Origin of the sequence: Acuticoccus yangtzensis (genome assembly GCF_001927245.1) — a bacterium.
In the GTDB taxonomy this organism is placed as follows: Bacteria; Pseudomonadota; Alphaproteobacteria; order Rhizobiales; family Amorphaceae; genus Acuticoccus; species Acuticoccus yangtzensis.
On the sequence record NZ_MJUX01000003.1, the window covers coordinates 27,014 to 44,215 of the forward strand.

Genomic DNA, 17,202 nt, shown 5'->3' on the forward strand with positions numbered 1-17,202 from the left:
GCCGCGACAGAACACGACGACGCAGCCGATCGTCGATTTGTCGAGGTTGCGGCCCCAGCTGAGCCTCTATTACAACAGCCACGACGCGCTGCGCCGCCACCTCGCCGACTTCGTCGCAGCCTACAACTTCGCACGCCGTCTCAAGACCCTCAAAGGCCTCACGCCCTGCGAGTTCATCTGCACGACTTGGACGAATCAACCCGAACGGTTCACTCTCAACCCGCTCCAGCAAATGCCGGGACTAAACATTTAGACGAAAACCCGGCCGCAACCGGATCGAGAGAACCGTTTTGCAAGGGGCAATGGCGGAGAGACAGGGAGCCATATCTCCCTGCTAGTTTGTTGCGATTGCTAGCTATATTGCGCCTTCTCGACTTTAAGCCCCACATTCCACCCCACATTTTCTGAAATGTGACTTTGGATCGATTGCTAGCGATGCGCGTACCCAAGACCGGCTGACTGTAGGCGTTACCGGCGCACGGCTTGTGGTGCGGCACAGTTCATGTAGCACAGATTGCGATTGGTCTGCCGCCTATCGCTCGTTTGCCGATGTCACCGCTTGGAGCCGGCCGAAGCCTACCGCCTACGGGTCCACCGGTCGTTTTTGCCACTACAGCGCTTCAAATAGAGGCGTATTTGAATGTGGCTGCACCCGAATTACTGGAAGGTGTGCTGCGCAGCGGTGCAGTGGGTCGGGGGGAGGTATCTTGTAAGTCCTTCAAGCCTGCCGGTGAGGCTGCCAGAGTACAGTCTAGAGGGACACACTAATGCATGGCTGAATTTGTTATTGAATGCGCTTCTTCTGGAGGGCGCGACAGGTACGGCAGCCCCATTTTGAATGAACGGCGCCTGTTGTCGGCTTGACCAGACAAGACTTGGCAAGGAAGCTTGCTTCTCCGAAAGCGCCATGTCGCCAGATTCCCATGGGGATCAGCTTGGCGTGGATTAGGGACTACAGAACTCCTTTGCGCGGGACAGGTTCACTATGTGGCATTTCCGTTGGCTCATCATTTTCGCGGGAATTATGGCTGCGGCTCCAGCTTTCAGCAAGACACGCTTTCACCGTGCAGCGAAGGCCGCCCGCGGGAACTGGCCTCCAGAGGTGGGAAGCAAGTTTTCATGTTGCCCATGCGCCCCCCCGCCAATAAGCGCTGCTCAATGCGAATGAATATGCCCGGTCATGTGCGCCTTTACGGTATCCGCGTGGCGAAAGCACCGAGCGTTAGCCGACTTGTGACGGTCCGGCGAAATCGGATCGTATATCAGGCCGGAACCGGCGCCGATGTGTTCACGCTCGAACTCGACGTATCGAACCGATATGGGCGGCGAAAGATTTTGTTCGACGTTCAAGTGAGGACGCACTAGGGCCTTTGTGGACCAGTCGAGGCCCCCCGTGGCGTATCAATCAATGCAAAGCCGCTTTGCGCATTGATGCAGGCCGAGCCAGCTGTCGAACCACTCCCGATCAACATCGACTTGATCTGTTCCCACAGAAGGGAGGGGGGATGCGCAATGCGGGGTGGGGGTGGTGCCTGAATAGGTTCCATACCTTTCCGACAGGCAGGCAATTTTTAGAAATGGCCGGTTTCACCGAGCAGGATGGCACCGCGCCGCAGCCGCGCTTGGGTGCGCGCTGCGACGACCAACGCAGTCGAAGGGGCGGAAGGTTCAGTACCCTTCCCATGGTATATACATGCGGTACCGAGATGGAGCCGGAGGAAGGCTCATTTAGGCCGTGACGGGTACTCATGCGGAGCCATCGAATTTGCTCGGGTACCGAGGTGAAGCCGTCGCCACACGGTTATGCTCCATATGAGTACCGTGTTCTAAATTTTGCGCCTTCCAGATCCGCTCCCAATCGCGCGTTGGCGGCATCCCATCGCAGGACTTGTCGGTCACGCGCCACTCGGTTGCCTGCCGTCCATACCATTGGCCCTGCTTCATTTTGACGATGAAGCCGGCAGCCTCCAGTTCGAGGAGGGCGCGGTGGACCGTGGCCTTGCTCATGTGCAGAAGTCGGGCGGCATCGTGCTGCGAAAGGGCGAGGGTGCCGTTGTTGTCCGTCCTGGCGTCGCCCCGCATGGTGTAGCGGCAGCGCAGCTCGATCAGGATTTTGACGGCGGGGCCGCTTAGTTGCCGGAAGGCGGGGTGCTGGGCCGTGCTGTAAGGGAGGGGCCAATACTGCCCCTCCGTATGTTTGGAGCGCCGACGCTTACCCATGGGCAGGCTCCAGCACGTTGATTGTCGAGCGGAGCACGTAGCGCGCATGCGTGCCGGAAAATGGCCCTCCGTGCGGCTCGTGGATCGTCTCCACCGAAACGCCGAGCCGACGCAGCTTGAACACGTAGGCGCTCCAGCGCGGCGCAGGGTTGTCTATCGGCGTGCAGCCGCGTTCGTCGGCGACAATGAGCTGTAGGAGTGCCCAGGCGACGCGACCTTCGGCGGTGATGGTCTCGGCTCCTTCACCGATGCAGAACCGGATGGATATGCGCCTAGTCATGGTAGCCCTCCGGCTCGACTCCATTCATGCGCGCGATGACGCCCGCGAGCGCCAAACTGCAACGGTTGCGGCGCTGGACAATCAGGCATGCGGGGGTGGGTGATGTTGGATGAGGAAGGACGGCCAGCTTTCGCTGCGCCCAGTCGAAGAGAGGCAGCCCGTTGAGGCGAGCGCCATCGTTCGGTAAGGTCATGGGACCTCCGTAAAGACCAGTTTCGGGGTGCCCCGGTCGCAAGCGGATCGCCGGCAAGCATTGGCTGGCGGCCGGGGCGATCAAATTTAAGAGGTGTCAGGCCTGATGGCGCACGACGGCCGCTTCGAGGTCCTTGCGAACCCAGCGTGTCACGCCGTGAATACGGACGGGCTTGGGAAAGGTGCCATCGTTGACGCGGCGCCAAAATGTGGCACGAGAAATCCCGAGCCATGACGCGGCAGCCGCGTCGGTTAGAAGAAGGGGGGCTGATTCGTTCATTTCAACGCGGCTCTCCATGTGGATTTGCGTTGCACGGAGAGTTGCGCCCCTACGCCTCTGATTGGAAGTCTATTCCCAATAGACCAATTGGCCGCCTCGCATCATTTAGGTCTTGCTCGGAGATGTTGGCGACGGCCGCTTCCGCAGCGGATTGCCCGTCTGTTCCTAAGCGCAAAAGGGCGCAGATTTCCGTAATAGCCTTTGCGAAGGGCGTGATTGGCTCTTGCTTCGAATTCCACCCAAGCTCTGGTTTTTCGCGTCGGCACCTGACATACGCTGCGGCAAGTCTTGCTGCTACAAAATGTGCTCTGGGGTTGATGGGGGCACCAGGTCCGCTGCTTGGAAAATGAAGGTTCATCTCATCTTCCAATTCGGTTCGGGCGAAATTCATGCGTTTCAACGTATTAACGCTAATTGCGACCGATGAAATCGTTAGACCTTCGAGGCGTGCGATGTTTTCTATGCTCGCCCTCTGATTTTTTTCTGGCAACTCGTCATCGACAATCTCCCGTATTGTAGTATTTTTTATGACTGTTAATATAGATGCGAAGTAGCTGTGAGAAAGTCTTTCGGCTTTCTTCAGGGTTGAGATTGCTTCCTTGTATTCTTTTCTAGATTTCAAGCGAGGCATGTTGCGGGCGAAATCGTTCATAAGATTTCCGATCCATATTGCCTCAGGATTGTACAAGGATGGTTCAGGTAGGAGTAGATCGGTGACAACGGCCCTTATTTCAGCAGCGTGCCCATTTAGAACCGTCGACTGATTGAGCAGAGTAGCGGCTAGCTCTCGTTTCTCGCTGTTCATAGGTGTGCCGAACCGCTTGCGTCACGGCCACTCAATGCGAACTTTGCCCAAGCTCCCATCATCTCGCGTCGCGGCTCAAACAGGTCCGTGCGTCGGTAGGCCCGCTCAGTCTTGCTCGCCACCGTATGAGCCAGCGCAGCCTCTTTGACCTCGTGCGGATAGTCCGTCACTTCCTCCGCCCAATCGCGAAAGGTGGAGCGAAAGCCGTGAACCGTGACGGCCACGCCGAGCCGCTTCATGACTGCGGCGAGCGTGGCGTCGCTCAGAGCGCGCCCCGGCACGCGGGAGGGGAAGACGAGGCCACCGTTGCCCGCCAAAGGACGGACAATCTCCAGAACCGCCACAGCGGCCTCTGAGAGCGGAACGCGATGCTCCGTCCGCGCCTTCATCCGATCAGCCGGCACGGTCCACACACGCGCGTCAAGATCAATTTCATCCCACCCGGCGCCGCGCACCTCGCCGGAGCGAGCGGCGGTGAGGATGGTGAAGCTGAGCGCAAGTGCGCCCATGCCGTTAACGGCGCCAAGCTTTGTCCAGAAGTCAGGAAGGGAGTTATAGGGCAGCGCCGCGTGATGCTCGGTCTTGTCGCGCTGTTTCGCGAGGCCCTTTTCTACGCCCTCAACTGGATTGACGCCTTCGCGATAACCAGCCGTCCGCGCCCAATCCAGCACCGTGCGCAGACGCTGCCGGACACGTCGCGCCGTCTCCGGGCACTCGGTCCAGATCGGCGCCAGAACGCGCAACACGTCTGCCTGCTCGACCGAGGCCACGGGAAGGTCGCCAATCGTCGGAAAAGCGTATCGCTCCAACGTCGCCAGCCACTGCTGGACATGCTTCCCGTTTCTCGAATTGGGAACGATGTGTTCGGCGTGGACCGAACAGGCCGCATCCGCAAAGGTCACGGCAGGCGCCCGGCCCTTGTCCCGCTCTGTTATCGGGTTGCCGCCGGAGCGCGCCACCGCGCGCAAGTGCTGCGCAGCGGTGCGCGCATCGGCAAGCGATACAATGGACGCAGAGCCAAGCCCAATGTCGCGCCGCCGCCCATGCACGACCGTGCGCAGCGTCCATCGTCGCGCGCCGCTCGGATCGACTTCGAGGTAAAGGCCGTTGCCGTCACTATGGCGTCCGGGCCCCGCGCGGCGCACATGGGCCGCTGTCAGTCTGCGTTGCGGGTGCGGCCCTTTGGGCTTTCCCGTCGTGTCCGTCCGAACGTCCGCTGAAACCGGCATCGCGTCCACCCCACATTCCACCCCACATTTATGATGCGATATGGTGAGACATGTCGAGCCTAGGTGAGAGCATCACCAGTCGGAAACACAGGCTATGTGAGGATATTTTGACGATACGAGAGCGAGTGAAAACGAAAGTGGCGGAGAGACAGGGATTCGAACCCTGGGTACGGTTGCCCGTACAACGGTTTTCGAGACCGCCCCGTTCGACCGCTCCGGCACCTCTCCCGTGACGCGCAACCTAGTCATGTTGCGCGGGTTCGGCAAGGACCAAACTCAGATCCCGAACGATGATTCTGGGGACAGCTCGGACGCTGTCCCATCGCGCCCACGGATGACGGTGCGGCCCCGTCTCCCGGGTCGGTCCCGCGTCGACCGTGCGCCATGGGCAGCGGTTCGGAGACCCGCGTGGAGAGACGCCCCGAGGGTGGGGCGCCTGGTGCCCGACTTTGGGCGGCGGAGGCGAACCGCCGCCCGTGGAACGGATCAGTAGGGGCTGTCGGGGTAGTAGAACTGCTCGGCATTTTCCGGAGTGATCACCTGGCTGCCGATGATGAAGCGGCCGGACACCGGCGTCGGCGAGACGAGGCCGAGCGCGGTCAGCTCGATCGCCGTGGCGATCTGGGCCGGCGGGTAGGTCACGTTCACCGGAAGCTGCGGATCGCCGTCCATGATGCGCTGGACGATCTCCTTCATGCCGGCGCCGCCGACCACCCACATCTCGTCCTCGCGCCCGGCCTGGGCGATCGCCTCAAGAACGCCGATCGCCATGTCGTCGTCGGCCGCCCACACGGCGTCGATGTCGTCGAACTTCGAGAGGAAGTCCTGCATCACGTTGAAGGCGTCGTCGCGGTTCCAGTTGCCGTGCTGCATGTCGAGCACGTTGATGCCGGAGCCTTCGATCGCCGCGGTGAAGGCGTCCACGCGCTCGTTGTCGAGCGTGGTCGGGATGCCGCGCAGCACCACCACGTTGTCGCCTTCGCCCAGATGCTCGGCGAAATATTCGCCCGCAGTGCGGCCGAAGCCGGTGTTGTCGCCGGCGACGTAGAGGTCCTCGATGCCCTCCTGGCTCAGCCCGCGGTCGACCACCGTCACCCACACGCCCTGATCGGCGACGTACTGGACAGGCGCGGTCAGCGGCTCGGACTCGAAGGGAAGCACCACCAGCGCGTCGATGCCGCGGGTGGCCATCATGTCCTCGATGTCGGACACCATTTCGCCAGCGTCGCTGGCGGTGGCGAGCACGAATTCAAGCTGCGGGTAGGTGGCCTCCAGGCGCTTGATCGCCGCTTGGGCGTGGTAGTTGAGGCCGCCCATGAAGCCGTGGGTCGCGGCCGGGATGGCAACACCGATGGTCTTCGTCTCGTCCTGGGCGAAGGCGGGGCCGGCCGCCGCGCCCGTCATGGCCGCCGCGAGGGCGGCCGCCGTCAGAATGCGATTCATGTTTCAGTTCCTCCGGTTGGCGCGCGTTAGTCCGCGGCCTTTTTCTCCCGCTGCAGCACCACAGCGAGGATGACGATGACGCCCTGGATGGCGCCGTTGAGGTACGGCGAGACCATCGAGGCGAGGTTGAGAATGTTGTCGATCAAGCTGAGGATGAGGACACCGACCACGGTGCCCCAGACCCGCCCGAAGCCGCCCTTCAGCACCGTGCCGCCGATGATGACGGCGGCGATCGCCTCCAGCTCCCACAGGACGCCGGTGGAGGCCGACGCGGAGCCGAGCCGCGGCACGTACATGATGACCGCGATGCCGACCAGAAAGCCGAGCAGCACGTAGGTGAGGATGCGCGTGCGGTCGACCTTCACGGCCGAGTAGCGCGCCACCTGCTCGTTGGCGCCGAGCGCGGCGCAGTGCCGCCCGAACGGGGTGCGCCGCATGACGATCTCGCCGATGACCGCGACCAGCGCGAAGACGATGATCGGCCAGGCGACGCCCCAGATGCCGCCATAATAGACCGGCCGGTAGAGCGTGCGCAGCGCATAGTCGAGCGACAGGGTGCCACCGTCCGCCAGCCACGTGACGAGGCTGCGGTAGATGCCCATCGTGCCGAGTGTGACGATGAAGGCCTCGATCCCGACCTTTGCGATCAGCACCCCGTTGAGGAGCCCGGCGAGGAGCCCCGCTGCGATCGCCGTCAGCATCCCCGCGACGATGGTGAGCCACGAGACGCCGAGCGCGGGGATGAGCGCGTTCATCGTCAGGATGACGACACCGGCGACGAAAGCGGCCATCGAGCCGACCGAGAGGTCGATGCCGCCCGCGGTGATGACGAAGGTCATGCCCACCGCGATGATGCCGATGAAGGCGGAGCGGGCGAGAACGTTGGTGATGTTGCCCGCCGACAGGAAGTTGTCGTTGATCGACGCGCCGATGAGGACGAGGGCGATCAGCGCCAGCAGCGGGCCGAGGACGTGCAGGTCGAGCCGGAAGGTGCGCCCGGAAGATGCGGTATCGTTCATGGTGCCGGCGCCTCCTTCAGGTCGCCTCCCTTGGTGGTGTGGACCGGGCCGGCCGGGTGGCCCCCAGCGGGGCCGAGCCCCATGGCGAGGCGCACGATGGCCGCTTCGCCGATCGCCTCGCCGGTCACTTCCCCGGCGATGCGGCCCGCCTGCATGACCACCACGCGGTCGGCGAGGCCGATCACCTCCGGCATCTCCGACGAGATGACGATGACGCTCTTTCCGGCGTCGGCGAGGCGGCGGATGAAGGTGTAGATCTGCTGCTTGGTGCCGATGTCGATGCCGCGCGTCGGCTCGTCGATGATGACGATGTCCGGCTCGGCCAGCATGGTTTTGGCGAGCAGCAGCTTCTGCTGGTTGCCACCCGACAGGTTGCCCGCGCGCATTAAGCGGTCCTTGGCGCGGATGTCGAACTCGGCGATGGCGTCGGTCAGCGCCGTCGCCTCGGCTTTGGTGTCGATGGTGAGGCCGGAAAACTTGTCGAGCGCCAGGAGGGTGAGGTTCTCGGCCAGCGACTTGCCCAGCAGCAGGCCCTTCTCCTTGCGGTCCTCGGTGAGATAGACGAGGCCGGCCTCCCGCGCGGCCAGAACGTCGCCCCGCTTCAGCGCGCGCCCGTTGATCTCGACGCGGCCGGTGGAGGGGCGCAGGCCGACGACGCCTTCCATCAGCTCCGTGCGGCCCGAGCCGACGAGACCAGCGAAGCCCAGCACCTCGCCGCGTTTCAGGGTGAAGGACGCGTCCTCCACGTGGCCGGGGACGGTGAGGCTGGACACGCTGAGCACCACGTCCGCGCCGCCGGGGCCTTTGGCGGGGTAGAGGTCGGTGAGGTCGCGGCCGACCATCGCCTCGGCCATCTGGTCTTCGGTGAGGTCGGCGGCGGGGGCTTCCAGCACCTTGCGCCCGTCGCGCAGCACGGTCACGCGGTCGGCGATGGCCTTCACCTCGCCCAGCTTGTGGGAGGTGTAGAGGATCGCGGTTCCGGCGGCGCGCAGGCGGTCGATCTGGACGAGAAGCGTCTCGGTCTCGCGGGTGGTGAGGACGGCGGTCGGCTCGTCCATGATGAGGACGCGGGCGCTCCGGCCGAGCGCCTTGGCGATCTCCACCATCTGCCGGTTGGGCACCGAAATGTCGGCGATGCGGCGGCGCGGGTCCAGCGGGCAATCGAGCCGTTCCAGCAGGCGGCGGCTCTCGGCCTGCATGGCGCGCCGGTCGAGGAACGGACCGCGGCGCATCTCGCGGCCGAGGAAGATGTTTTCCTCCACGGAGAGCGGCGCGGCGAGGTTGAACTCCTGGTGGATCATGACGATCCCGGCGTCCTCCGCCGCGCGGTGGTCGGCGAAGGCGGCGGGCGCGCCGTCCACCATCACCGTGCCCTCGGAGGGGGAGAGGAAGCCGGCCATGATCTTCATCATGGTGGACTTTCCGGCGCCGTTCTCGCCGATGAGGGCGTGCACCTCGCCTGGGCGCAGGTCGAAGTCGACGCCGTGCAGGACGGCGATGGGGCCGAACCGCCGCGTGACGCCGGAGAGGGCGAGGACGGGCGTCACCGGGGGCCTCTCACAGCGCGATCCACGCCGCGTCGGCGGCGGAGGAGCGCACGCAGGCGTCGACGAAGGTGACGCCGAGGAGACCGTCGCGCACCGTGGGAAGGAGCAGATCCTCAGGCATTGGCTCCCCGGCCTTGCGGGCGCGGATGGCGCGGGCGGCGTCGCGGTAGAGGTTGGCGAAGCCTTCCAGATAGCCTTCCGGGTGGCCTGCGGGGATGCGGCTCAGAGAGGCGGTCGCCTCGGTGCCGGGGCCGCCGCGTGTCAGCCGCCGCGTCGGCTCGCCGTGCGGGGTGAAGAGCAGCACGTCCGGCGTCTCCTGGCACCATTCGAGGCCGCCCGCATCGCCGTAGACGCGCAGCCGCAGCGCGTTCTCACAACCGACCGCCACCTGGCTCGCCCAGATGAGGCCTTTCGCGCCGCTGGCGTAGCGAAGCATCACGTGGGCGTTGTCGTCGAGCCGGCGGCCGGGGACGAAGGCGGTGAGGTCGGCGGCGATCCGCGCCGGGGCCTCGCCGGTGACGAAGGTGGCGAGCTGCAGCGCGTGGGTGCCGATGTCGCCGATCGCCCCGCCCGCGCCGGACTTCGCGGGGTCGGTGCGCCAGGCGGCCTGCTGGTTGCCCTCCGCCTCCACGGGGGCTGCGAGCCAGCCTTGCGGGTACTCCACGTTGACGACGCGCACCGTGCCCAGCGCGCCCGCCGCCACCATCGCCCGCGCCTGCCGCACCATCGCGTAGCCGGAATAATTGTGCGTCAGCACGAAGAGCGCGTCGCTGGCCTCCGCGGCGACGGCGAGCGTGTGCGCCTCGTCCAACGTGCCGGTCAGCGGCTTGTCGCAGATGACGTTGATGCCGCGCTCCAGAAAGGCCAGCGCCGGGGCGAGGTGGACGTGATTGGGCGTGACGATGGCGACGGCGTCGATCCCGTCGTCCCGCGCCGCCTCGGCGTCCGCCATGGCGGTAAAGTCGGCGTAGACGCGGGCGGGATCCAGCCCCAGCGCGGCACCGCTCGCCCGCGCGCGGTCCGGCGAGGAGGAGAGGGCACCCGCGACGAGGGTGAACTCACCGTCGATGCGGGAGGCGATGCGGTGGACGGCGCCGATGAACGCGCCTTCTCCGCCGCCGACCATGCCCAGTTTGAGCGGTGCCGCTGGCCGGGGCGTCATCGGTCGAGCCCCAGCATGGCGCGGTTGGCGGCCTCGTTGGTCCCGCCGGACGCGAAATCGTCGAACGCGGTTTCGGTGACGCGGATGATGTGATCGCGCACGAAGGCGGCCCCTTCGCGCGCGCCGTCCTCGGGATGCTTGATGCAGCATTCCCACTCCACGACGGCCCACCCGTCGAACCCGGCGGTCGTCAGCTTGGAGAACACGGAGGTGAAGTCCACCTGCCCATCGCCGACGCTGCGGAAGCGCCCGGCCCGGTCCACCCAGGATTGGAAGCCGCCATAAACGCCCTGCCGCCCGGTCGGATTGAACTCCGCGTCCTTGACGTGGAACATGCGGATGCGCTCGCCATAGATGTCGATGTTGGCGAGGTAGTCGAGCGCCTGCAGCACGTAGTGGGACGGGTCGTAGAGCATGTTGGCGCGGGCGTGGTTGCCGGTGCGCTCAAGGAACATCTCGTAGCTGATGCCGTCGTGCAGGTCCTCGCCGGGGTGGATCTCGTAGCAGAGGTCGATCCCCGCATCGTCCGCCTTGTCGAGCAGCGGGCGCCAGCGGCGGGCGAGCTCGTCGAACGCGGTTTCCACCAGCCCGGCGGGGCGTTGCGGCCAGGGATAGAGGTAGGGCCAGGCGAGCGCGCCGGAGAAGGTCGCCAGCGCGGAAAGCCCGAGATTGCGCGAAGCGGCGATCGCCAGCTCCACCTGCTCCACCGCCCAGGCTTGGCGCGCGGCAGGGTCGCCTCGCACGGTGGGCGCTGCGAACCCGTCGAACGCCACGTCGTAGGCCGGGTGGACGGCGACGAGCTGGCCCTGAAGGTGCGCCGAAAGCTCCGTCACCGTGACGCCGTTCGCCTCGGCGACGCCCTTGAACTCGTCGCAATAATCCTTCGACGTGGCGGCGGCCTTCAGGTCGATGAAGCGCCCGTCCCAGCTCGGCACCTGGACGCCGACATAGCCGCATTCGGCCGCCCAGCGGGTGATGCCGTCCCACGTGTTGAACGGGGCCGTATCGCCGGCAAATTGCGCAAGAAAGAGCGCGGGGCCCTTGATCGTCTTCACGTCGTTCCTCCCGTCCGCACGCCGCCCGCTCTGACGGCGGGTCGACTGTCGCAGGGTGCGGACCCGCCTGGTGAAGGGGCGGATCCGACACTCGCCATCGCGGCTGCAATCGATTACATCAGAGCTGCCATGCGATTGCAAGACAGCTCACAGCAATTTCGGTTAAGCGGCAGGGGCCAAGGCTCAGGAAACAGCGCAGGAAGCTGATGACACGACCGGAAGACCGATCGAGACGGCGGCCGAAAATCGCCGATGTCGCCGCAACGGCAGGGGTGTCGACGGCGACGGTGAGCCGTGCCCTGTCCAACCCCGGCTTGGTGGGGGAGGCGACGCGCGCCCGCGTGATGGACGCGGTGGAGGTCACGGGTTACCGCATCAATTCGGCTGCGCGCGACCTGAGGCAGCGCCGCGCCCGCTCGCTCCTGATTCTGGCGCCGAACCTGTCGAACACCTTCTTCGGGACGATCTTCGCCGCGATCCAGAAGGTGGCCGGGGAGGCGGGGCTGGCGGTGCAGATTTCCGACAGCCGGCTGGAATCGAGCCGCCTCGCCACGCTGGGGCACGACGGGCGGACGGACGCCATCGTCCTGCTCGACGGTGCGCTGGATCCCGAGATCGTCAACGGCTGGCGGTTGCCTCTGGTCCAGCTCTGCGAGTGGAACGAAGATTATGATGCGCCGGCCATCACCATCGACAATGCGGCCGCGGCCCGGCTCGCGGTCGACCATTTGGCCCAGCTGGGACACCGGCGGATCGTTCACGTCGAGGGGCCGCCGGACAACGTGCTGGCCATCCACCGCCGCGCCGGGGCGCAAGCGGGGGCTACGGCGCGCGGGCTGGAGTTGACGCTCCTTCCCGGCGATTTCACGATGGAGTCGGGCGAAACGGCGGCGCGCCGTTGGGCGGCGATGACACCGCGCCCCACCGCGGTCTTCTGCGCGTCTGACGAGTGCGCCTTCGGTTTCATCGCCGAGTGCGCGGCCATGGGGCTGGCCGTTCCGGCGGACGTCAGCGTCGTCGGCTTCGACGATGTGGACTTCGCAGGCCGCTTCCTTCCGGCGCTCACCACGGTCCATCAGCCGCGGGCCGAGATCGGCCGCATCGGCGCCGAACGGCTGTTGGCGGCGCTGGAGGGGGGGCGCCCGCTGGGCCCGCGCGCCGAACCTGTGCCGACCCGCCTCGTCGTCCGCGCCTCCACCGCGGCGCCGCCCACGACGTCGCCGCGCCCGAAACAGTAACGGGCCGGGGGTGCGCCCCGGCCCGTCGCCTCTGTGCCGAGGTCGTCAGGCGTCCAGCTTCGGCAGCACCGCCTCGATCTCGCGGCGCTGCGCCTCGTACTGGCGCGGCAGCTTCAACGACTGGCCGAGCGACTCGAACGGCTCGTCCACGGTGAAGCCCGGAATGTCCGTCGCGATCTCGAACAGCACACCGCCCGGCTCGCGGAAGTAGAGCGAGCGGAAATAGTCCCGGTCCCGCTGGTCCGTGGTGCGGATGCCGTGCTGGCTGAGGAGCTGCTCGCGCAGGGCGAACTCGGCCGCGTCGTCCGGCGCGCGGAAGGCGATGTGGTGCACCGATCCGGCGCCCTGCCGGCCGCGCGGGAAACCGCCCACCGCCCGCAGATCCACAACGCTTCCGAGGCGCGCACCCGCGACCTGGTAACGCGTCGTCGGCCCCTCCGTGGCGCCTTGCTCGAACCCGAACACGTCGGTGAGGATGGCCGCCGTCGCCGCCGCGTCCTCCAGCAGCAGGGTGACGCCGTGGAGACCGCGCACCGCATGCTCGGCCGGAACCTCGGCGGTCTCCCAGCCCTCCTCGGCCTCGATGCCGGGGATGCCGGCGAGCGCCAGACGCATTCCGTCCGGGTCGCGAAAGGCGATCACCGTTTCGCCGAAGCGCTTTGCCGGCGCCTCGTGGGTCACGCCCTTGGCGAGCAGGCGGTGAGTCCAGAAGCCGATCGACGCTTCGGGCACGCGCAGAACCGTCTCCTGCGTCTCGCCGACGCCGAGGCGACCCGCGGCGGCGTTCTCCCACGGGAAGAAGGTGAGGATGGACCCAGGCTCGGCATTCTTGTTGCCGAAGTAGAAGTGGAAGGTGCCGGGATCGTCGAAGTTCACCGTCTTCTTGACCATCCGAAGGCCGAGCGTCCCCGTGTAGAAGTCGAGGTTGCGCTGGGCTGGGCCCGAAATCGCGGTGACGTGGTGCAGTGCATAGCCCGTCATGGTGTCCTCCTGTGAGGCGGGGGCGCCTCGTTCAAGGTGAGGCGGGGGCGCCTCGCTGAAACGAGAGATAGACACGAGAGCGCCCCGGCGCCGCCCCTTCGTCCTTGCGCTGGTGCAAATTTAACCTTGCAAAACCGGCAATTGTATTGCATCAACGGCGAACGATCTGTGCGTCACCGGGCCGACGGTCGGCCCCTCAACATCGTGAGACCTGCCATGATCGATTCCCGTACCGCGCCCTACGGTGCCTTCCTTCTGCGCGTCGCCCTAGGCGCCATGTTCATTTCCCACGCCTATCTGAAGCTCGCGGTCTTCACCGTGCCGGGCTTCGAGGGTTACCTGACCTCGCTCGGCCTTCCTGCGCTGTTCGCCTGGCCGATCATCCTGGCCGAGCTTCTCGGCGGTATCGCCATCCTCGTCGGCTTCCACGCCCGCATCGTCGCGGTGGTGACGCTGCCGGTGCTCCTCGGCGCCATCGTCGTGCATGCCCCGAACGGCTGGGTGTTCAACGCGACGGGTGGCGGCTGGGAATATCCGGCCTTCCTCGCCGCTGCGGCCGCGGTGCTGGCGCTGGTGGGTGACGGGGCCTTCGCGCTCCGCCGCAGCGCCCTGCCGCACCTCGGCAGCAACGCGCCGCTCCACCGCGCCGCCTGACGCTTCGCCCACCCGGCCCGGTGCGGGCCCGATAAGGATGCCCCGCATGGCCGCACCCGACGACCTGTCCTGGGACGACTACCGCCTCGTGCACGAAATCGCCGATGCGGGCGGCATGACGGGCGCTGCCGCGGCGCTCGGCATCAACCACTCCACCGTGTTCCGCCGCCTCGGCCAGATCGAGGCGGCGCTCGACGTCACGCTGTTCGAGCGGCACCGCACCGGCTATGCCCTCACCCCGGCGGGCGAGGAGATGGTCGCCGTCGCCGGGCGGATGGACGCCGGCATCGCCGCCTTCACGCGCAAGCTCGCCGGGCAGGAGTTGGCGCCGGAGGGCGAACTGCGCGTCACCACCAGCGATTCGCTTCTGCTCTATCTCTTCACGCCGATCTTCGCCGTGTTCCGCGCCGCCTATCCGAAGGTGCGGCTCGACATCGTGGTCGGCAACCAGGCGCTCAACCTCTCGCGCCGGGACGCCGATGTCGCGATCCGTGCCACCGGGGCGCCGCCGGGCACGCTGGTCGGGCGTCGGGCGGCCCACATCGCCTGGGCGCTCTACGGCCGCCGCGCCGACTTCGGGGCAGGGGATGTCGCCATCGCCGCCGCGGTGGAGACACACACCTGGGTCGGCCTCGGCGACAGCTTCACCGGCCTCAAGGTGGTGGAGGCGGAGCGGCGGCTGATCGCCCCGGAGCGCATCGCCTACCGCCTCAACTCGGTGATGGGCCTCGCCGAGGCGATCGAGGCGGGGATCGGCATCGGCCATCTTCCGTGCTTCGTCGGCGATGCGCGGCCGGACCTGATGCGCCTCGGCCCGCTGATGCCGGATTATGCGGCGGACCTGTGGCTTCTCACCCATCCGGACCTGCGCCATTCGCCCCGCGTGCGCGCCTTCATGGACGTCGTGTCAACCGAGATCCGCCGTCGCCGCGCCTTCATCGAGGGTGAAGACGCGGGAAGGCTTGTGCCCGCGGCGGACGCGGCCCTGCCCGGCGGGGCGTGAGCGGTCAGCCTTCGATGAAGGCGAGAAGGTCGGCGTTCACCGTGTCCGGGTGCGTGGTGCACATGCCGTGCGGCAGGCCCGGATAGGTGATCAGCGTGCCGTTCGGCAGGAGGTCCGCCGACAGCGGCGCGGAGTCCGCGTAGGGCACGATCTGATCGTCGTCGCCGTGCATGACCAGCACGGGCAGATCGATCGCCTTCAGGTCCGCGGTGAAGTCGGTCTCCGAGAAGGCCTTGATGCAGTCATAGTGCGCTTTGATGCCGCCCATCATGCCCTGCCGCCACCAATTGGTGATGACGCCCTGGTCCACCTTCGCCCCCGGCCGGTTGTAGCCGTAGAAGGGGCCGGACGGCACGTCGATGTAGAACTGGGCGCGATTGGCGACGAGGGCGGCGCGGAAGCCGTCGAACACCTCCAGCGGCAGCCCGCCGGGATTGGCCTCCGTCTTCAGCATGATGGGCGGAACGGCGCCGATCAGTACCGCCTTGGCGACGCGCCCCTTGGCCGCCCGCGCCACATAGTGCGCCACCTCGCCCCCGCCGGTGGAGTGGCCGATGTGGATCGCGCCCTTCAGGTCCAGCGCGTCGGTGAGCGCGGCGACGTCGGCGGCATAGGTGTCCATCTCGTTGCCGCTGTCGGTTTGGGTCGAGCGCCCGTGGCCGCGCCTGTCGTGGGCGATGACGCGGTAGCCCTTCATCAGGAACGTCATCATCTGGTTGTCCCAGTCGTCGGCGGTCAGCGGCCAGCCGTGATGGAAGACGAGGGGCGTTGCGTCTTTCGGCCCCCAATCCTTGTAGTAGATCTCGGTGCCGTCGCTGGTGGTGATGAAGGCCATGGGGGCGGGTCCTTGGTTGATCGGTGTCTGTGCGAACGATGGGGCCGGGGCGAAGGGCAGCGCGGCCGATGCGGCGAGCGTGGCGGCTCCGTAAAGGGTGGTGCGGCGGGTGAGGAGGGGGCCGTGGCTACTCCGCTCTCCGCCGGCAGGAGCCGCCTCGTCTGTCATCTCGGTGTGCATAGCGCCTGCCATTGTGGGCCTCCGGGTGGCTGGCCGTTGCGGCGCTGTCGGCCGCGCCGGGATCGGCCGCGTTGACGGCAAGGTGGGCGCTCTGCGGTGCTGGTGACAATTATACGGGCGTATCATCACCGGCCCGGACCGGCCGTGACGTGCCAAAGGGCTTGGCGTCGATCTAACATTCATGTATCCATGAATTATGGAAGAGATGCTCGACATCGACGCTTTGACCGCGCTCGGCCATCCAGGCCGCCTCGCCGTGTTTCGTCTGTTGGCGCGCCGCGCACCCCATGGCGTGCGGCCGAGCGAGATCGCCCACGCGCTGGATCTCAAGCCGAACACCCTCTCCGTCTACGTGACGGCGTTGACCCGCGCCGGCCTGTTGACCAGTTGGCGCGAGGGGCGTTCCGTCTTCTACGGCGTCGCGCTCGACCGCGTCGGCGCGTTGATCGATTTCCTCGTCAACGACTGCTGCCACGGGCGGCCGGATGTGTGTGAGCCTCTCGCGGCCCGCGCGCTGCAACGACTCCCGCAGAGCGCGGAGGTGACCCACGCCCACACCATCCTCTTCGTCTGCTCGGCCAATGCCGCGCGGTCGCAATTCGCCGAGGCGATCCTCAATCGCGACGGCGGCGCCCGCTTCCGTGCCTTCTCCGCAGGGACGCGCCCCGGACCCGGCCTCAGCGCGGATGCCGCCGCCGTGCTGACGGCGCGGGGGCATGACCTCGCCGGCCTCGCGCCCAAGCCGGTTGCCGCTTTCGCCGCGCCGGGCGCCGCTCCGATCGACATTCTCATCACCGTTTGCGACGAGGCGGCCAACCGGGAGCGGCCACGGCTGCCCGGCCTTCCCCTCACCGCGCATTGGAGCGTTGCTGCGCCGGGATCGGCGCCGGGCGACCGCGCGGCCGCATTCGGCGCCGCCTACGACACCATCAAGGCGCGGCTGGACCGGCTGATCGCGCTGCCCATCGCCGCCCTCGGCCCCGCCCGGCTCCAGGCCGAGCTGGACGCCATCGGCACCCCTTCAACCTGACCCTCACGACCCTGAGACGGCCCCACGCCGATAGGCCCCACGACGGACC

16 protein-coding genes, 1 tRNA gene and 1 pseudogene are annotated in these 17,202 nt (G+C 66.6%); 5 read left to right on the forward strand and 13 right to left on the reverse strand.

Annotated elements, in window-relative coordinates; genetic code table 11:
- Positions 1-67 precede the first annotated feature (67 nt).
- Positions 68-253, forward strand: a pseudogene (locus BIX52_RS09335) (IS481 family transposase); the annotation flags it as partial.
- 1,493 nt (positions 254-1,746) lie between these two features.
- On the opposite strand, the gene BIX52_RS09340 reads toward BIX52_RS09335, so the two are convergent.
- The 11 genes from BIX52_RS09340 to BIX52_RS09385 all read right to left on the reverse strand — a co-directional run bounded on the left by BIX52_RS09340 (position 1,747) and on the right by BIX52_RS09385 (position 11,232).
- Positions 1,747-2,220 (reverse strand): helix-turn-helix domain-containing protein, encoded by a 474-nt coding sequence (locus BIX52_RS09340; RefSeq protein WP_075220821.1) that lies wholly within the window; start codon positions 2,218-2,220, stop codon positions 1,747-1,749.
- Positions 2,213-2,500: a winged helix domain-containing protein gene (locus BIX52_RS09345; protein WP_075220822.1), complete on the reverse strand. Its 288-nt coding sequence runs from the start codon at positions 2,498-2,500 to the stop codon at positions 2,213-2,215. The genes BIX52_RS09340 and BIX52_RS09345 overlap by 8 nt, the downstream gene beginning before the upstream one ends.
- Complete coding sequence (locus tag BIX52_RS22820; protein WP_139312745.1) at positions 2,493-2,693, reverse strand: hypothetical protein; 201 nt, start codon at positions 2,691-2,693, stop codon at positions 2,493-2,495. The genes BIX52_RS09345 and BIX52_RS22820 overlap by 8 nt, the downstream gene beginning before the upstream one ends.
- Before the next feature lie 328 nt (positions 2,694-3,021).
- Positions 3,022-3,624, reverse strand: a complete 603-nt coding sequence (locus BIX52_RS22825) for a hypothetical protein (protein ID WP_139312746.1) — start codon at positions 3,622-3,624, stop codon at positions 3,022-3,024.
- 149 nt (positions 3,625-3,773) lie between these two features.
- Positions 3,774-5,006 (reverse strand): tyrosine-type recombinase/integrase, encoded by a 1,233-nt coding sequence (locus BIX52_RS09355; protein ID WP_075221170.1) that lies wholly within the window; start codon positions 5,004-5,006, stop codon positions 3,774-3,776.
- Between the two features lie 138 nt (positions 5,007-5,144).
- Positions 5,145-5,234 (reverse strand) — tRNA-Ser (locus BIX52_RS09360).
- Between the two features lie 258 nt (positions 5,235-5,492).
- Complete coding sequence (locus BIX52_RS09365; RefSeq protein ID WP_075220824.1) at positions 5,493-6,449, reverse strand: ABC transporter substrate-binding protein; 957 nt, start codon at positions 6,447-6,449, stop codon at positions 5,493-5,495.
- A 26-nt stretch (positions 6,450-6,475) separates the two neighbouring features.
- Entirely contained in the window at positions 6,476-7,468 is a 993-nt protein-coding gene (locus tag BIX52_RS09370) for an ABC transporter permease (protein ID WP_075220825.1), read from the reverse strand.
- A complete protein-coding gene (locus BIX52_RS09375; RefSeq protein ID WP_083660146.1) occupies positions 7,465-9,015 on the reverse strand; it encodes a sugar ABC transporter ATP-binding protein in 1,551 nt (516 codons plus the stop codon). Before BIX52_RS09375 ends, BIX52_RS09370 begins: the two co-directional genes overlap by 4 nt.
- A 10-nt stretch (positions 9,016-9,025) precedes the next feature.
- The gene (locus BIX52_RS09380; RefSeq protein ID WP_245803163.1) at positions 9,026-10,177 is read right to left on the reverse strand and encodes a Gfo/Idh/MocA family protein; all 1,152 of its coding nucleotides are present in this window, start codon (positions 10,175-10,177) and stop codon (positions 9,026-9,028) included.
- Positions 10,174-11,232 carry a sugar phosphate isomerase/epimerase family protein gene (locus BIX52_RS09385; RefSeq protein ID WP_075220827.1) on the reverse strand — a complete coding sequence of 353 codons (1,059 nt, stop codon included), beginning with the start codon at positions 11,230-11,232 and terminating at the stop codon, positions 10,174-10,176. The genes BIX52_RS09380 and BIX52_RS09385 overlap by 4 nt, the downstream gene beginning before the upstream one ends.
- Before the next feature lie 206 nt (positions 11,233-11,438).
- On the opposite strand from BIX52_RS09385, the gene BIX52_RS09390 reads away from it, so the two are divergent.
- Positions 11,439-12,470 (forward strand): LacI family DNA-binding transcriptional regulator, encoded by a 1,032-nt coding sequence (locus tag BIX52_RS09390; protein ID WP_075220828.1) that lies wholly within the window; start codon positions 11,439-11,441, stop codon positions 12,468-12,470.
- A gap of 45 nt (positions 12,471-12,515) precedes the next feature.
- Here BIX52_RS09390 and BIX52_RS09395 read toward each other — a convergent pair whose 3' ends face one another.
- The gene (locus BIX52_RS09395; protein ID WP_075220829.1) at positions 12,516-13,451 is read right to left on the reverse strand and encodes a ring-cleaving dioxygenase; all 936 of its coding nucleotides are present in this window, start codon (positions 13,449-13,451) and stop codon (positions 12,516-12,518) included.
- Between the two features lie 216 nt (positions 13,452-13,667).
- Here BIX52_RS09395 and BIX52_RS09400 point away from each other — a divergent pair, with 216 nt between their 5' ends.
- The gene (locus BIX52_RS09400; RefSeq protein WP_075220830.1) at positions 13,668-14,105 is read left to right on the forward strand and encodes a DoxX family protein; all 438 of its coding nucleotides are present in this window, start codon (positions 13,668-13,670) and stop codon (positions 14,103-14,105) included.
- A gap of 46 nt (positions 14,106-14,151) precedes the next feature.
- Positions 14,152-15,108: a LysR family transcriptional regulator gene (locus tag BIX52_RS09405; protein ID WP_075220831.1), complete on the forward strand. Its 957-nt coding sequence runs from the start codon at positions 14,152-14,154 to the stop codon at positions 15,106-15,108.
- 4 nt (positions 15,109-15,112) lie between these two features.
- On the opposite strand, the gene BIX52_RS09410 is transcribed toward BIX52_RS09405, so the two are convergent.
- On the reverse strand, positions 15,113-15,943 hold the full coding sequence (locus tag BIX52_RS09410) for an alpha/beta fold hydrolase (protein ID WP_075220832.1): 831 nt from the start codon (positions 15,941-15,943) through the stop codon (positions 15,113-15,115).
- A 385-nt stretch (positions 15,944-16,328) separates the two neighbouring features.
- Between BIX52_RS09410 and BIX52_RS09415 the strand changes: the two genes are divergently transcribed.
- A complete protein-coding gene (locus tag BIX52_RS09415) occupies positions 16,329-17,153 on the forward strand; it encodes an arsenate reductase/protein-tyrosine-phosphatase family protein (protein WP_170126418.1) in 825 nt (274 codons plus the stop codon).
- Positions 17,154-17,202 lie beyond the last annotated feature (49 nt).

Excerpts from the sequence above, each read along its gene's own strand:
- BIX52_RS09345 (WP_075220822.1), bottom strand. The coding sequence starts at position 2,500 with ATGACTAGGCGCATATCCATCCGGTTCTGCATCGGTGAAGGAGCCGAG.
- BIX52_RS09380 (WP_245803163.1), bottom strand. The coding sequence starts at position 10,177 with ATGACGCCCCGGCCAGCGGCACCGCTCAAACTGGGCATGGTCGGCGGC.
- BIX52_RS09355 (WP_075221170.1), bottom strand. The coding sequence starts at position 5,006 with ATGCCGGTTTCAGCGGACGTTCGGACGGACACGACGGGAAAGCCCAAA.
- BIX52_RS09400 (WP_075220830.1), top strand. The coding sequence starts at position 13,668 with ATGATCGATTCCCGTACCGCGCCCTACGGTGCCTTCCTTCTGCGCGTC.
- BIX52_RS09340 (WP_075220821.1), bottom strand. The coding sequence starts at position 2,220 with ATGGGTAAGCGTCGGCGCTCCAAACATACGGAGGGGCAGTATTGGCCC.
- BIX52_RS22820 (WP_139312745.1), bottom strand. The coding sequence starts at position 2,693 with ATGACCTTACCGAACGATGGCGCTCGCCTCAACGGGCTGCCTCTCTTC.
- BIX52_RS09390 (WP_075220828.1), top strand. The coding sequence starts at position 11,439 with ATGACACGACCGGAAGACCGATCGAGACGGCGGCCGAAAATCGCCGAT.
- BIX52_RS09395 (WP_075220829.1), bottom strand. The coding sequence starts at position 13,451 with ATGACGGGCTATGCACTGCACCACGTCACCGCGATTTCGGGCCCAGCC.
- BIX52_RS09365 (WP_075220824.1), bottom strand. The coding sequence starts at position 6,449 with ATGAATCGCATTCTGACGGCGGCCGCCCTCGCGGCGGCCATGACGGGC.
- BIX52_RS09410 (WP_075220832.1), bottom strand. The coding sequence starts at position 15,943 with ATGGCCTTCATCACCACCAGCGACGGCACCGAGATCTACTACAAGGAT.
- BIX52_RS09405 (WP_075220831.1), top strand. The coding sequence starts at position 14,152 with ATGGCCGCACCCGACGACCTGTCCTGGGACGACTACCGCCTCGTGCAC.
- BIX52_RS22825 (WP_139312746.1), bottom strand. The coding sequence starts at position 3,624 with ATGAACGATTTCGCCCGCAACATGCCTCGCTTGAAATCTAGAAAAGAA.
- BIX52_RS09415 (WP_170126418.1), top strand. The coding sequence starts at position 16,329 with ATGCTCGACATCGACGCTTTGACCGCGCTCGGCCATCCAGGCCGCCTC.
- BIX52_RS09370 (WP_075220825.1), bottom strand. The coding sequence starts at position 7,468 with ATGAACGATACCGCATCTTCCGGGCGCACCTTCCGGCTCGACCTGCAC.